The following is a 12,578-nucleotide window of genomic DNA, read 5'->3' as shown; positions in this document are numbered from 1 at the left end:
CCGCACCGTCCCGCTCCTCCGCCGCGCTCCTCCGCCGGGCCTCATGTCCGGCGCTCGCCGCGGACCCTTGACTCCGGCGCGCCGCCGAGGCCTACTCTGCAGATCCGCCGGCGCACCCGTGCCGGGCGACCCGAGGGAGTGAGACCGATGAGTCCGTCCGTGCCTCGTGCGGTGGACGAGAAGACCTGGCGCCGGGAGCTCGAGACGCTCCGCGCCCGGGAGAAGGCGGCCACCCGCGAGCTCGACGCGATCGCCGCGCAGCGCCGCCGGCTGCCCATGGTGGAGATGCCGCCGTACACGCTGACCGGGCCCGACGGACCGGTTCCGCTGGCCGAGATCTTCGACGGCGCCGCGCAGCTGATCACCTACCACCACATGTGGTTCCCCGACGAGGAATGGCAGTGTCCCGGGTGCACCTGGTTCAGCTCCCAGTTCACCCGGCTGGAGTTCCGCGCCGCCTACGACGCGCGCTTCGTGGTGGTGACCCAGGGAGAGATCGACGCCGCGCTGGCCTACCGGGAGAAGGTCGGCAACAGGATGCCCTGGTACTCCACCGCCGGCAGCAGCTTCGGCGCCGACGTCGGCGCCCCGCCCGGCGGCCAGTTCGCGATCAACGTGTTCCTGCGCGACGGCGACACCGTGTACCGCACCTGGCACACCACCGACCGCGGTCTGGAGCAGCTGTCGCACACCTTCGGGCTGATCGACACTCTGCCCTACGGCCGCCAGGAGGAGTGGCAGGACTCCCCCGCCGGCTGGCCGCAGTCGCCCGCCTACAGCCGGTGGCCCGATGCGCAGACCCTCGCCGCGACCTACGGAGGACAGTCCCGATGACCACCGGTTCCCCGCACGCTTCGGCCGCCGAGGCCGCTCGGATGCGTCGCAGCAGGACCCTCAAGGCGCCGCCCGCGGCGGTCTTCGCCGTGCTGGCCGATCCGGCCGAGCACCAGCACACCGAACCGACCGACTGGGTGCGCGAGGCGCATGACGCCGCGCCGCTCACCGGCGTCGGCCAGATCTTCGGCATGCATATGTTCCATGTGAACGCCGGCGGCGACTACCGGATGGACAATCGGGTGATCGCCTTCGACCAGGACCGGGTCCTCGCCTGGGAGCCCGGTCAGTACGACGACGCCGGGCGGCTGGACACCGGCGGCTGGACCTGGCGCTATGATCTGGCCCCCGTCGACGACGACGGCGCCGGGGCCGGCACCGCGGTGACGCTGACCTACGACTGGTCGGCGGTCCCGGAGCCGCTGCGCGAGACGCTCGGGCTGCCGCCCTTCGGCCCCGAGTTCCTCGACGACTCGCTGGCCGCCCTGGCGTCCCGGGTGGCCGATCGCGGCCGCTGAACGCCCCGAGACGCAGACGGGCCCCCGCCGGAGCATCTGCTCCAGCGGGGGCCCGTCCATCAGCCGTGTCCGGCCGACGCGCGGGACGACGCGGACGCCGTCCCGGGATCACGCGGCGGTGATCACTTGAGGGAGATCGAGGCGCCTGCGCCCTCCAGGGTCTCCTTCGCCTTCTCGGCGGCCTCCTTGTCGACGCCCTCGAGCACCGGCTTCGGCGCGCCGTCGACCAGCTCCTTGGCCTCCTTCAGGCCGAGCGAAGTCAGGCCGCGGACCTCCTTGATGACGCCGATCTTCTTGTCGCCGGCGTCGTCCAGGATGACGTCGAACGCGGTCTGCTCCTCTTCCTCCTCGGCGGCCTCGCCGCCGGCCGGGGCAGCACCGACGGCGGCGACCGGGGCGGCGGCCGACACGTCGAAGGTCTCCTCGAACTCCTTCACGAACTCGGAGAGCTCGATCAGGGTCATCTCCTTGAACTGCGCGATCAGCTCTTCGTTGCTCAGCTTCGCCATGGTGGCGCTCCTTCTCGTCTTCATTCGCGTCGAGCCTCGACGGCTCCGACGCCTGCGGATCTCGGTGGTCTCAGCCGTGGGTCACGGCCGCGGTCGCTTCCCGGTACGCCGCCGGGGTCCTGCGACCAGTCGTACTCAGCTCACTCGCCGGCCTGGTCGGCCCGCAGCGCCTCGACCGTGCGTGCGGCCTTCGACAGCGGAGCCTCGAACAGCGAGGCGGCCTTGGACTGGACGCCCACGAGGGCGCCTGCCAGCTTGCTGAGCAGAACCTCACGGGATTCAAGATCCGCGAGCTTCTGGACGTCCTCAGCGTCGAGGGTGGCGCCATCCATGTAGCCGCCCTTGACGATCAGCTGAGGGTTCTTCTTGGCAAAGTCACGCAGCGACTTCGCGACGTCCACGGGGTCGCCGTGGACGAAGGCGATCGCGGACGGACCGGCCATCTGCCCCTTGAAGGAGTCGATGCCGGTCTCTTCGGCCGCGATCTCGGTCAGCGTGTTCTTCACCACGGCGTAGTGCGCGTTCTCCCGCACGGACCGGCGCAGCGTCTGCAGCTGGTCCACGGAGAGGCCGCGGTATTCCGTGAGCACTGCGGCGTTCGAGGAGGAGAAGAGATCCTTCAGCTCCTCGACGGCGGCAGCCTTCTCAGGGGTCGCCATGGCACTCCTTCCGATCACTGGAGCCGGCCAAGGTCGTCCGAGGAACCTGAGGGCATGAAAAAAGCCCCGGCGCGCAAGCGCACGGGGCTCACTCCTCCGCCCGGGGCGCGGCACGTCCTGGAGACGCACGACCCCCACGGGTCAGGAATGGCTGGAATGCACCTGCGCAGGTCGCCCGAACGGGTCTTTACAGTTGCGCCATGCTCCGGGATCACTCCCAGCGACCTCGGGGATCCAGTGCCACTGGCTCCCCTGGCGACAACGACCGGCGGTCTTTGGTCAGTGGATACTCTACAGGACCGCCCCCGGACCCTCAAATCACCCTCAAGTCACCCTCGAAGCGTCCCGGGAGCGGGACGTCGGCGAGCCTGCTGAGCGGGAGCGACGCCGGCCCCGCAGACGACTGAGGCCCGGCCCCCTGTCGGGGAATCGGGCCTCAGCGCGGACGTCGGCGGAGCCGGCGGGTCGGGCGAGGATCAGGCCTCGGCGACGACCTTGGTGACGTTCGGGTCGACCTGGATGCCCGGGCCGAAGGTCGTGGTCATCGCGGCGCGCTGGATGTAGCGGCCCTTCGACGACGACGGCTTCAGCCGCAGCACCTCGTCCAGCGCGGCGGCGTAGTTCTCCGCCAGCTGCTGGTCGTCGAAGCTGGTGCGCCCGATGATGAAGTGCAGGTTCGCCTGCTTGTCGACGCGGAAGTCGATCTTGCCGCCCTTGATGTCGCCCACGGCCTTGGCGACGTCGGGGGTCACCGTGCCGGTCTTCGGGTTCGGCATCAGGTTGCGCGGGCCGAGGACCTTGCCGAGCCGGCCGACCTTGCCCATCATGTCGGGCGAGGCCACGGCGGCGTCGAAGTCGGTCCAGCCGTCGGCGACCTGGGCGATGAGCTCGTCGCCGCCCACGAAGTCGGCGCCGGCCTCCTCGGCCTTGGCCGCGTTGTCACCCTGGGTGAAGACCACCACGCGGGCGGTCTTGCCGGTGCCGTGCGGCAGGTTCACCGTGCCGCGGACCATCTGGTCGGCCTTCCGCGGGTCGACGCTCAGCCGGAACGCGACCTCGACGGTGGCATCCTTGCTGGACGGGTTGGTCTCCTTGGCCAGCTTCACGGCCTCGACCGGGGTGTAGAGGGCGTCCTCGCTGACCTTCTCAGCGGCTGCCCGGTATGCTTTGCTGCGCTTTGCCATCTGCGGTGTTCTCCTTAGCAGGTGTGGTGTGACGGACCGCGCGCGATCCTTCCCACAGTTGTTCGCCGGTCGGAGGCTGGATCAGCTCTCGACCGTGATGCCCATGGAGCGGGCGGTGCCGGCCACGATCTTCGTGGCGGACTCGAGGTCGTTCGCGTTCAGGTCCTCCATCTTGGTCTGAGCGATCTCCTCGACCTGGGAGAGGTTGACGGAGCCGACCTTCTGCATGTGCGGCTCGCCGGATCCCTTCTTCACGCCCGCGGCCTTCTTGATCAGCTCGGCGGCCGGCGGAGTCTTGGTGATGAAGGTGAAGGAGCGGTCCTCGTAGACCGTGATCTCCACAGGGATCACATTGCCGCGCTGCGACTCAGTCGCGGCGTTGTAAGCCTTGCAGAACTCCATGATGTTGACACCGTGCTGACCCAGCGCGGGACCGATGGGCGGTGCCGGGTTGGCGGCACCCGCCTCGATCTGCAGCTTGATCAGGCCGGCGACTTTCTTCTTCGGGGCCATGTCTCAGCGTCCTTCGTTCGTTCGGTGTCCCTGCTGCCACAGGAGCGTGAGCAGAGGGGGTGGCCACCCTGGCGTGATGACCGCACGACGACGCCGACCAAAGCCATCGGCGTCGTCGAAGCTTGTATTCGGATGTGTCCGTCCGTCCCCGGCGTCGGCGACGGGGCGGGGGATCAGTAGACCTTGTCCACCTGGCTGAAGTTCAGCGTCACCGGAGTCTCGCGCTCGAAGATCGAGACCAGCACGACCAGCTGGCGGCTGTCCGGGTGGATCTCGGAGACCGTGGCCGGCAGCGTGGCGAACGGGCCGTCGTTGACGGTGACGGACTCGCCGATCTCGAAGTCCACGGTGACGCCCTCGGGGGCGGTCGGGGCGGCGCCGCCGGACTCGCCCGCGCCGGACTCCGCCGCCTTCGGGGCGTCCGGACGGCCCAGCCGGTGCTCGGCGAGCATGTCGAAGACCTCGTCGAGGGTCAGCGGGTGCGGGTCGTAGGCGTTGCCGACGAATCCGGTGACTCCTGGGGTGTGGCGCACCACGCCCCAGGAGGCGTCGGTGAGCTCCATGCGCACGACCACGTAGCCGGGGATCCGCACGCGATTGACGACCTTGCGCTGGGTGCCCTTGATCTCCACGGCCTCTTCTATGGGGACGTCGATCTCGAAGATCAGCTCCTCCATGTCCTGAGTCTGGATGCGCGTCTCCAGATTGGACTTCACGCGCTTCTCATAGCCGGAGTAGGTGTGCACGACGTACCAGTCGCCGAGCTGGCGGCGCAGCTTGCCGCGCAGCTCCTCGGCGCGCTGCTCCCAGGTCTTCTCCTCCTCGGCCGGCTCCTCCGCCGAGTCGTCGGCCTGGTCGCCCGCCTGCTCGCCGTCCTGCGCGGAGGCGGCGTCCTGCTGATCGGCGTCGGCCTCGTCGCCGGCGTCCTCCGCGGCAGGGGCCTCGACCTCGGCGGAGTCGGCCGCGTCCTCCGGGGCGAACTCGGTCGTCTCCTCGACGCCGGCCTCCGGGGCCTCGGCCTCGGCCTGCTGCGAACGTTCCTGATCAGACACTGCGTCTCCTGCTCTGCGTGGTGCGTGCCTCAGGCCCGCTGCGCTGCAGGGGATCCGTCGGCCGCTTCGTCATGTCACTGCGGTCATCCGTCGTCCGGCCGACGGGCGACCCGTGCGGATCACTCGCCGACTGCGCCCTCCCCGGCCGCCGCGGCGGAGGCGTCGCCGCCGCCGAACAGCCAGTCGGCGCCGGTGCCGAACAGCCAGTCCAGCCCCGTGACGATGAGGATCACCACGATCACGAACACCAGCACGACCAGCGTGTAGTTGGTCAGCTCGCGCCGGGTGGGGACGACCACCTTCTTGAGCTCGTCGACGACCTGGCGGAGGAACAGCCACATCCTGCCGAACGGACCCCGGGGGCCTCCTCCGTCCGGGGAGGACCCCTGGACTTCGGTGGACGGCGTCTGGGACACGGGGGCTCCATCTGGTCGAAGAACTCGGTGCGATGCTGATCGCCGTGACCGGGTCACGACGACGCTCAGCGCAGGGCAGACAGGACTCGAACCTGCAACCTACGGTTTTGGAGACCGTTGCGCTACCAATTGCGCCACTGCCCTAGGGATCCCACGGACCCGCACCGACCATTCTCGCATCGAACCTCACCGGCGCAAAGACGGCGCAGATCAGGTCTCGAACGCGGCACGGCCGTGCCAGCCCACGTGATACCGATGGGCAAGTCTACGCTCCGGCGATGAAACTCGGCAAACCAGCCCCGTCGACGGTCGAGTCCGCCGCGCTCCGACGCTAGGCTGACCATCGTCGGCGGCCGCGCCGCGACGCACGTCCCCGCTGCACGACGCCGCCGCATGACCCCGAAGAAGGCCCGGACAGCAGGCCGCACGAAGGCCAGGGAAGGAACCTCTCCATGACCGCACCGACCTCCCGCGTCTCCCGCCGGATCGGCTCCATCGCCGAGTCCGCGACGCTCGCCGTCGACGCCAAGGCCAAGGCCATGAAGGCCGCCGGAGAGGATGTGGTCGGGTTCGGCGCCGGAGAGCCCGACTTCCCGACGCCGGACTACATCGTCGAGGCCGCCGTCGACGCCGCCCGGACCCCGCGCTTCCACCGCTACTCGCCGGCCGCCGGCCTCCCCGAGCTGCGCGAGGCGGTGGCCGAGAAGACCACCCGCGACTCCGGCCTGTCCGTCGAGGCGCAGAACGTGCTGATCACCAACGGCGGCAAGCAGGCGGTGTACAACACCTTCGCGACGCTGCTCGACCCCGGCGACGAGGTCCTGGTGCCCGCCCCCTACTGGACGACCTACCCGGAGGCGATCAAGCTCGCCGACGGCGTGCCGGTGGAGGTCTTCGCCGGCCCGGAGCAGGGCTACCAGGTCACCGTCGAGCAGCTCGAGGCCGCCGTCACCGCACGCACCAAGGTGCTGGTCTTCGTCTCGCCGTCGAACCCTACCGGCGCGGTGCAGTCGCCTCAGGCCACTGCGGAGATCGGACGATGGGCCGCGGAGAAGGGCCTGTGGGTGGTCACCGACGAGATCTACGAGCACCTGACCTACGACGACGTCGACTTCGCCTCGATCGCCTCGGTGGACGAGCTCGCCGACCAGGTGGTGATCCTCAACGGCGTGGCCAAGACCTACGCGATGACCGGCTGGCGAGTCGGCTGGATGGTCGGCCCCGCCGACGTCATCAAGGCCGCCTCCAACCTGCAGTCGCACGCGACGTCGAACGTCGCCAACGTCTCGCAGATGGCCGCGCTGGCAGCGGTCACCGGCCCGCTGGACTCCGTGGAGGAGATGAAGGCCGCCTTCGACCGGCGACGTCGGACGATGGTCGACGGACTGAACGCGATCGCCGGATTCTCCTGCCCCACTCCGCAGGGCGCCTTCTACGTCTACGTGGACGTCCGCGGGGCGCTGGGCCGCGAGATCGGCGGCACCACGCCGCAGACCTCCGCGGAGCTGGCCGAGGTCATCCTCGAGCAGGCCAAGGTCGCCGTCGTCCCGGGCGAGGCCTTCGGGCCCGGCGGCTTCCTGCGGCTGTCCTACGCGCTCGGCGACGAGGACCTCGTCCGCGGGCTGGAGCGCATCCGCGAGCTGCTCGGCGCAGCCTGAGCCGCCGTCGGGCCGCCGGGCGCCCGGATACCTCGCCGGATGCGCGTCCGACGGCGGGAACGGTGAGAAGTGTGAGCAGCACCGCCTAGACTGGATCCGCACCTGCCGACGGCGTCAGGCTCCCCATCCCGCGACACACAGGAAGGATGAGCTGCATCATGCGCATCGGCCTGCTCACCTCCGGGGGCGACTGCCCCGGACTCAATGCCGTCATCCGGTCCGCCGTGCTGCACGGCATCAAGAGCTTCGGCGACGAGTTCGTCGGGTTCCGCGGCGGCTGGCGCGGACTCATCGAGGGCGACTACATGGCGCTGGAGCGCCAGGACGTCCGCGGCCTCTCCCGCGACGGCGGCACGATCCTCGGCACCTCCCGCACGCACCCGTACAAGCACCCGCAGGGCGGCGCGGAGAACATCGCCGCGACCATGCGCGAGCACGCCATCGACGCGGTCATCGCCATCGGCGGCGAGGGCACGCTCGCCGGGGCACGCCGGCTCGCCGCCGACGGCCTGCCGGTGGTCGGGGTGCCGAAGACCATCGACAACGATCTCAAGGCCACCGACTACACCTTCGGCTTCGACACCGCGATCTCCATCGCCACCGATGCGATGGACCGGCTGCGCACCACCGGCGAGTCCCACCATCGCTGCATGGTCGCCGAGGTCATGGGCCGCCACGTCGGCTGGATCGCCCTGCACTCGGGGATGGCCGCCGGCGCCCACGCCATCCTCATCCCGGAGCAGAGCGTCGGCATGGAACAGGTCACCGAGTGGGTCGAGCAGGTCCACTCCCGCGGCCGCTCGCCGCTCGTCGTCGTGGCCGAGGGCTTCATCCCGGAGGGCACCGAGGAGGCGGTCGCCGACAAGGGCCGCGAGGCCGACGGCCGGCCCCGGCTGGGCGGCATCGGCCAGTGGCTGGCCGGAGGCATCGAGGAGCGCACCGGCATCGAGACCCGCAGCACGACGCTGGGCCACATCCAGCGCGGCGGCAACCCCACCGGCTACGACCGGGTGCTGGCGACGCGCTTCGGCATGCGCGCGCTGGATCTGGTGCACGAGGAGGCCTGGGGCCACATGGCGTCGCTGCGCGGCACCGAGATCGTCAAGGTCGACCTCGCCGAGGCCCTGGACGGGCTCAAGGAGGTTCCGGCCGAGCGCTACGAGGAGGCTCAGATCCTCTTCGGCCGCTGAGGCCCGCTCCCCCGCCGTGATGACTCCGTGGGTCGTGTGGGAATGCGCGCGCGTTCCCGCACCTCCCACGGGGTCATTCTGCGTGCATCGGACGCGTAGGGTGGAGGTCATGCCGCTGACCGAGCACACCCGCCAGATCATCCGCCTGGCCTGGGCGCGCACCCTGCAGCTCGACGACTTCGACCTCGAGCGCGGCGACCCGGGGCTGCGCCTCGAAGTCGTCGACGACGACGCCGCGTCGCTCTCCTTCACGCGGCTCTTCGACCGGGCCGTGCTCTCCGGACCGGAACCGCTGCTCGACCGCGCCCGCTCCGTGCCCGACGAGCAGCTGGCCGACGAGACCCGCCTGCTGGCGCTGGCCGCCGCCGAGCACCCCGGCGCGCGCATCGCCGGCGAGACCTTCCTGCTGTGCAGCGAGGAGCCGCCCGAGGTGCCGCCCTCGCCGGTGGCCTCCGGCGCGATCTCCTTCGAGCCGGAGCCGGTGCACGCACTCCTGGAGGCCTCCCCGGCCGACGACGTCGCCGCCTCCGGGCTGCCCGCGGCCGAGTGGGCCGCGACGCTGGTCGACGAGTCCGACGGGACCCCGCTGACCGCTGCCGGACGCCGCGTGCAGCAGATGCTGCTCGGCGAGCTGGGGGTGCTCACCGCCCCGGCGCATCGCGGCCGGGGGCTGGCCGCCCACGTCGGCGCCGTCGCCGTGGAGGAGGCCTTCGTCGACGGACTGGTCCCGCAATGGCGGGCCGCAGTGGAGGCCCCGGCCTCCCGTCGGCTGGCCCACGCGCTGGGCTTCGTCGACATCGGCGCCCGCACCACGGTCACGCTGACCTGACAGCCGCGCCCACCGACAGGATGACTCCGTGGGAGGTGTGGGAATGCGCGCACATTCCCACACCTCCCACGGAGTCATCGCCGCCGGGTCATCGCCGCGGAGTCATCGCCGCAGGCGGCGGGGCGCTCGGGGCGGGGCCCGCTCAGCGGCGCGGCGGGCGCACGAAGTCGCCCTTCGGGCGGCCCACCACCTGGCCGGCGTCGGGCTTCACGATCATCTCCTGGGCGGCGGCGTAGAAGCTCGGCGCAGGAGCTTCCCCGGCCTCCGCGCCCTCGGCCGTCTCGGCACGCTCCGACGCCTCGTCGCCCTGCTCCGTCGCGGACGAGCGGTTCGGATCGCGGACGACCAGCTGCGCCTCGGGGTCGACCCGGCGCTTGACCAGCGCCAGCGCGATCGGCCCCATCTCGTGGTGCCGCGCCGTGGAGGTCACCCGGCCCACGGCCCGTTCGCCGGCCAGCGTCTCCGGATCCGTCGCCCCGCGCGGGGCGAGCACGTCCGAGCCGACCGCCGGCAGCGTGTGCTCGCTGCCGTCGAGCTGCAGGAAGACCAGCCGGCGCGGCGGATGGCCCAGGTTGTGCACGCGGGCGACGGTCTCCTGGCCGCGGTAGCAGCCCTTGGCCAGATGCACCGCCGTGCGGATGAGGTCCAGCTCGTGCGGGATGGCCTTCTCGTCGACCTCGCGGGCCAGCCGCGGACGCCAGGCGGCCACGCGCAGCGCCTCGGCGGCGTGGACGCCGGCCACACTCCAGGCGGCTCCGGTCTCCAGGGCCTCGACGGCGGCGGCGAGCTGCTCGCGGGCGACGACCGTCAGGTGCCAGGACCAGTCCGCCCCGGGGTGCTCGGCCTCCTCGACGGCGGCATAGCTGGCCGCTCCCGGCCCCAGCCGCGGCCACGGGTCCTGCCAGCGGACGACCTCGCCGGGCAGCTCCTCGGGCGGCGCGGCCACGGAGCCGAGCACCGCGCAGTCGCCGGTGCGGTCGACGATCTCGACCTGGAGCATGAACTTCATCGACTCCAGCCACGCGGCGAGCACGCCGCCGTGGGTGTTCTCGGTGATCAGCCAGGTCGTGGCGCCGTCGTCGACGACGGCGGCGTCGTGCTCGATGCGTCCGGAGAGGTCGAGCAGCAGCAGCTCGGTGGACTCGCCGGGGGCCAGCGAGGAGACCTGCTGCGAGGAGAGCGTGGTCAGCCAGGACAGCCGGTCCGGGCCGGAGACGGTCACCACCGAGCGGTGGGAGAGGTCGACGACGGCCTGACCGGCCTCCAGCCGACGCTGCTCGCGCACCGGATCACCGTAGTGGGCCGCGACGGCGGCGTCCTCGGCCTCGGCGGCGACGGCGCCGCGGCGGTCCAGCAGCGGCGAGCGCTCCTGGCCGGGACGGTCGCCGGCGTGCTCCTCGGCATGCTCTCCGGCGGGGTCGGTCGGCGGGGTCTCGGTGTCGGTCACCAGCGCTCCTGACATCGTGGGCTCGTCGCCAGCGGATCCGGCGCCGGGCATCCTTACGGGACGCCGACGCGCGGCGTCGGGATCAGACGCCGTCGACCTCGGAGGCGGAGGCGATGCGGTCCAGCACCGCCGAGGCGTGCGGGACGGCCTCGCCGTCGACGGTCTGCAGATCCCAGCGCCAGAAGAGCTGGCCGTTCACCAGCCCGAACATGCGGGTGGCCCCGCTGTATTCCGCCGCGTGCTCGCCGCGCATCACGCCGTCGGTGGCCAGCTGCAGCTGCGGGCCCTTGATGCGCCCGGTGTAGAGCTCGGTGAGGCTTCCCGGATGCGCGATCGTCGCCGTGATCGGGTAGGTGCTGTCGTCGACGGCCAGCTCCTCGACCTCGGAGGCGGTCTTATAGGCCGGGACCACGTCGGCGGGATCCAGCCCGGGGCCGACGTCGGCGTCGGCGCGCGGGCGATGCAGCGACCAGAAGCCGGTCTCCACGCTCAGCGGGCGCAGCCGCGTGCCGTCCGCGTCGGAGAGCCAGCTCTGCGCGCGGTACTCGACGAACTCCAGCCCGGAGTCGCGGAAGGTGACCCGCTGGGTGAAGATCGGGTCCGACTCCTCGCCGGCGCCGAGGCGCCCCTGCCCCTCCCAGCGTCCGAGCAGCCAGTACAGCGGCGCCAGCTCAGGGGTGATGTCGGTGGGGAGCTCCATCGGTGCCACGGGTCAGCGCTGTCCCTTGTACAGGCGGGTGATCACGGTCAGCGAGATGCCGGCGATGACCAGAGCCACCAGCACGAGCAGGCCGATGAAGAAGATCTCCAGTCCCAGCAGCGAGACGTTCTGCAGTGCGATGTCCATGTCCGCGAGTCTACCGGGTCGGCTGCGCCGTCGTCAGACGTGCGTCAGACCAGCAGCAGGCGCTCGGCGAAGAAGACCAGCGCGCCCATCACCGCCACCGGGGCGGTGCCGACGGCGAGCGCGGCCATCCGCCCGGCGGGCGCGCCGCGGTGCAGCAGCAGCCGCCGCATCGCCGAGACCAGCAGTCCGGCCGCCAGTCCGAGCACCACGGAGAAGAGCGTGGTCAGTTCGCCCCAGGCCAGGCCGACTCCGAGAGCGGCGGCCGGCGTGCCCAGGATGATCAGCGGCACTGCGAGGAGATCGCGCAGCGGCAGGCAGGCCAGCAGCACCGCGACGCAGAGCGCCAGCGCGGCCAGGCCGACGACGGTCAGCTCGCCGGAGGCGCCGGTGACGCCGAGCACGCCCCAGTCCTCGTAGGGCAGCGGGCTGCGGATGAGCACCAGTCCGGTGCGGTCGCCGCCGACGCCGACCAGCTCGGCGGGATACCGCAGCCCGGCCACCCAGCCGGCCGCCGTCGTCGTCACCACCACGCCGGAGGAGGCGCCGATCGTCGACTCGATCCGGTGGGGCCGTCCGGTGCCGCGGACGACCTGGATGACGAAGATGGCCATCACCCCGAAGGCCAGCGCCACCGAGGACCAGAAGAACAGCGACTCGACCGCCGAGACGACGGCCGCGCCGAGCGCGGCGACGACGCCGGCGCCCAGGATGACCGCCGCGAGCGAGCGGCGCGCGGCCACGCCCATCAGCTGCGGCCAGCCCAGCGAGACGACCAGGCACATCAGGCAGACCACCGCCGCGAGCACCGGCGCGCCGGCGAAGGAGGAGGCCAGCAGCGCCGCCGCGGAGAGCAGGCCGGAGAGGGCCACGGGGAGGTGTTTCACAGCAGACCATCCTGCCAGAGCCGACGCGACGCGGCTCG

Annotated in this window: 15 protein-coding genes and 1 tRNA gene; 5 read left to right on the top strand and 11 right to left on the bottom strand. The window is 71.5% G+C overall.

Annotation, left to right across the window (positions count from 1 at the left end):
- Positions 1-147: 147 nt before the first annotated feature.
- Positions 148-834, top strand: a complete 687-nt coding sequence (locus ABD652_RS06690) for a DUF899 family protein (RefSeq protein ID WP_344719533.1) — start codon at positions 148-150, stop codon at positions 832-834.
- On the top strand, positions 831-1,352 hold the full coding sequence (locus tag ABD652_RS06685; RefSeq protein WP_344719529.1) for an SRPBCC family protein: 522 nt from the start codon (positions 831-833) through the stop codon (positions 1,350-1,352). Before ABD652_RS06690 ends, ABD652_RS06685 begins: the two co-directional genes overlap by 4 nt.
- Before the next feature lie 122 nt (positions 1,353-1,474).
- Here ABD652_RS06685 and rplL read toward each other — a convergent pair whose 3' ends face one another.
- From rplL to ABD652_RS06650, 7 genes are all read right to left on the bottom strand, one after another.
- Entirely contained in the window at positions 1,475-1,861 is a 387-nt protein-coding gene (rplL, locus tag ABD652_RS06680; RefSeq protein ID WP_344719526.1) for a 50S ribosomal protein L7/L12, read from the bottom strand.
- A 140-nt stretch (positions 1,862-2,001) separates the two neighbouring features.
- Positions 2,002-2,520, bottom strand: coding sequence for a 50S ribosomal protein L10 (gene rplJ, locus ABD652_RS06675; protein WP_010524233.1), 519 nt, complete (start codon positions 2,518-2,520; stop codon positions 2,002-2,004).
- 476 nt (positions 2,521-2,996) lie between these two features.
- The gene (rplA, locus tag ABD652_RS06670; protein WP_153142833.1) at positions 2,997-3,704 is read right to left on the bottom strand and encodes a 50S ribosomal protein L1; all 708 of its coding nucleotides are present in this window, start codon (positions 3,702-3,704) and stop codon (positions 2,997-2,999) included.
- 81 nt (positions 3,705-3,785) lie between these two features.
- Positions 3,786-4,217 carry a 50S ribosomal protein L11 gene (gene rplK / locus ABD652_RS06665; protein ID WP_153142832.1) on the bottom strand — a complete coding sequence of 144 codons (432 nt, stop codon included), beginning with the start codon at positions 4,215-4,217 and terminating at the stop codon, positions 3,786-3,788.
- A 173-nt stretch (positions 4,218-4,390) separates the two neighbouring features.
- Positions 4,391-5,269, bottom strand: a complete 879-nt coding sequence (locus ABD652_RS06660) for a transcription termination/antitermination protein NusG (RefSeq protein WP_344719518.1) — start codon at positions 5,267-5,269, stop codon at positions 4,391-4,393.
- Positions 5,270-5,388: 119 nt separating this feature from the next.
- Positions 5,389-5,685: a preprotein translocase subunit SecE gene (gene secE, locus ABD652_RS06655; RefSeq protein WP_153142829.1), complete on the bottom strand. Its 297-nt coding sequence runs from the start codon at positions 5,683-5,685 to the stop codon at positions 5,389-5,391.
- Between the two features lie 71 nt (positions 5,686-5,756).
- Positions 5,757-5,829: transfer RNA gene (locus ABD652_RS06650), tRNA-Trp, on the bottom strand.
- A gap of 308 nt (positions 5,830-6,137) precedes the next feature.
- Between ABD652_RS06650 and ABD652_RS06645 the strand changes: the two genes are divergently transcribed.
- The 3 genes from ABD652_RS06645 to ABD652_RS06635 all read left to right on the top strand — a co-directional run bounded on the left by ABD652_RS06645 (position 6,138) and on the right by ABD652_RS06635 (position 9,362).
- On the top strand, positions 6,138-7,343 hold the full coding sequence (locus ABD652_RS06645) for a pyridoxal phosphate-dependent aminotransferase (protein WP_344719514.1): 1,206 nt from the start codon (positions 6,138-6,140) through the stop codon (positions 7,341-7,343).
- Between the two features lie 158 nt (positions 7,344-7,501).
- Positions 7,502-8,533, top strand: coding sequence for a 6-phosphofructokinase (locus ABD652_RS06640; protein WP_344720443.1), 1,032 nt, complete (start codon positions 7,502-7,504; stop codon positions 8,531-8,533).
- A 109-nt stretch (positions 8,534-8,642) separates the two neighbouring features.
- Complete coding sequence (locus ABD652_RS06635; protein WP_344719511.1) at positions 8,643-9,362, top strand: GNAT family N-acetyltransferase; 720 nt, start codon at positions 8,643-8,645, stop codon at positions 9,360-9,362.
- A 142-nt stretch (positions 9,363-9,504) separates the two neighbouring features.
- On the opposite strand, the gene ygfZ is transcribed toward ABD652_RS06635, so the two are convergent.
- The 4 genes from ygfZ to ABD652_RS06615 form a co-directional block, all read right to left on the bottom strand.
- Positions 9,505-10,809, bottom strand: a complete 1,305-nt coding sequence (ygfZ, locus tag ABD652_RS06630; RefSeq protein WP_486348161.1) for a CAF17-like 4Fe-4S cluster assembly/insertion protein YgfZ — start codon at positions 10,807-10,809, stop codon at positions 9,505-9,507.
- An 82-nt stretch (positions 10,810-10,891) separates the two neighbouring features.
- Positions 10,892-11,509, bottom strand: a complete 618-nt coding sequence (locus ABD652_RS06625) for a nitrobindin family protein (RefSeq protein ID WP_344719509.1) — start codon at positions 11,507-11,509, stop codon at positions 10,892-10,894.
- Between the two features lie 12 nt (positions 11,510-11,521).
- Positions 11,522-11,656 (bottom strand): hypothetical protein, encoded by a 135-nt coding sequence (locus ABD652_RS06620; RefSeq protein ID WP_255348835.1) that lies wholly within the window; start codon positions 11,654-11,656, stop codon positions 11,522-11,524.
- 44 nt (positions 11,657-11,700) lie between these two features.
- Entirely contained in the window at positions 11,701-12,540 is an 840-nt protein-coding gene (locus ABD652_RS06615) for a hypothetical protein (RefSeq protein WP_344719504.1), read from the bottom strand.
- Between the last annotated feature and the right edge of the window lie 38 nt (positions 12,541-12,578).

Source organism: Nesterenkonia halobia, from assembly GCF_039536005.1.
In the GTDB taxonomy this organism is placed as follows: domain Bacteria; phylum Actinomycetota; class Actinomycetes; order Actinomycetales; family Micrococcaceae; genus Nesterenkonia; species Nesterenkonia halobia.
The sequence above is the reverse complement of the archived record's forward strand: the minus strand, read 5'-3'. Positions and strand labels throughout refer to the sequence as shown.

Excerpts from the sequence above, each read along its gene's own strand:
- rplK (WP_153142832.1), bottom strand. The coding sequence starts at position 4,217 with ATGGCCCCGAAGAAGAAAGTCGCCGGCCTGATCAAGCTGCAGATCGAG.
- ABD652_RS06620 (WP_255348835.1), bottom strand. The coding sequence starts at position 11,656 with ATGGACATCGCACTGCAGAACGTCTCGCTGCTGGGACTGGAGATCTTC.
- ABD652_RS06685 (WP_344719529.1), top strand. The coding sequence starts at position 831 with ATGACCACCGGTTCCCCGCACGCTTCGGCCGCCGAGGCCGCTCGGATG.
- ABD652_RS06645 (WP_344719514.1), top strand. The coding sequence starts at position 6,138 with ATGACCGCACCGACCTCCCGCGTCTCCCGCCGGATCGGCTCCATCGCC.
- rplL (WP_344719526.1), bottom strand. The coding sequence starts at position 1,861 with ATGGCGAAGCTGAGCAACGAAGAGCTGATCGCGCAGTTCAAGGAGATG.
- ABD652_RS06635 (WP_344719511.1), top strand. The coding sequence starts at position 8,643 with ATGCCGCTGACCGAGCACACCCGCCAGATCATCCGCCTGGCCTGGGCG.
- ABD652_RS06690 (WP_344719533.1), top strand. The coding sequence starts at position 148 with ATGAGTCCGTCCGTGCCTCGTGCGGTGGACGAGAAGACCTGGCGCCGG.
- ABD652_RS06625 (WP_344719509.1), bottom strand. The coding sequence starts at position 11,509 with ATGGAGCTCCCCACCGACATCACCCCTGAGCTGGCGCCGCTGTACTGG.
- ABD652_RS06640 (WP_344720443.1), top strand. The coding sequence starts at position 7,502 with ATGCGCATCGGCCTGCTCACCTCCGGGGGCGACTGCCCCGGACTCAAT.
- rplA (WP_153142833.1), bottom strand. The coding sequence starts at position 3,704 with ATGGCAAAGCGCAGCAAAGCATACCGGGCAGCCGCTGAGAAGGTCAGC.
- rplJ (WP_010524233.1), bottom strand. The coding sequence starts at position 2,520 with ATGGCGACCCCTGAGAAGGCTGCCGCCGTCGAGGAGCTGAAGGATCTC.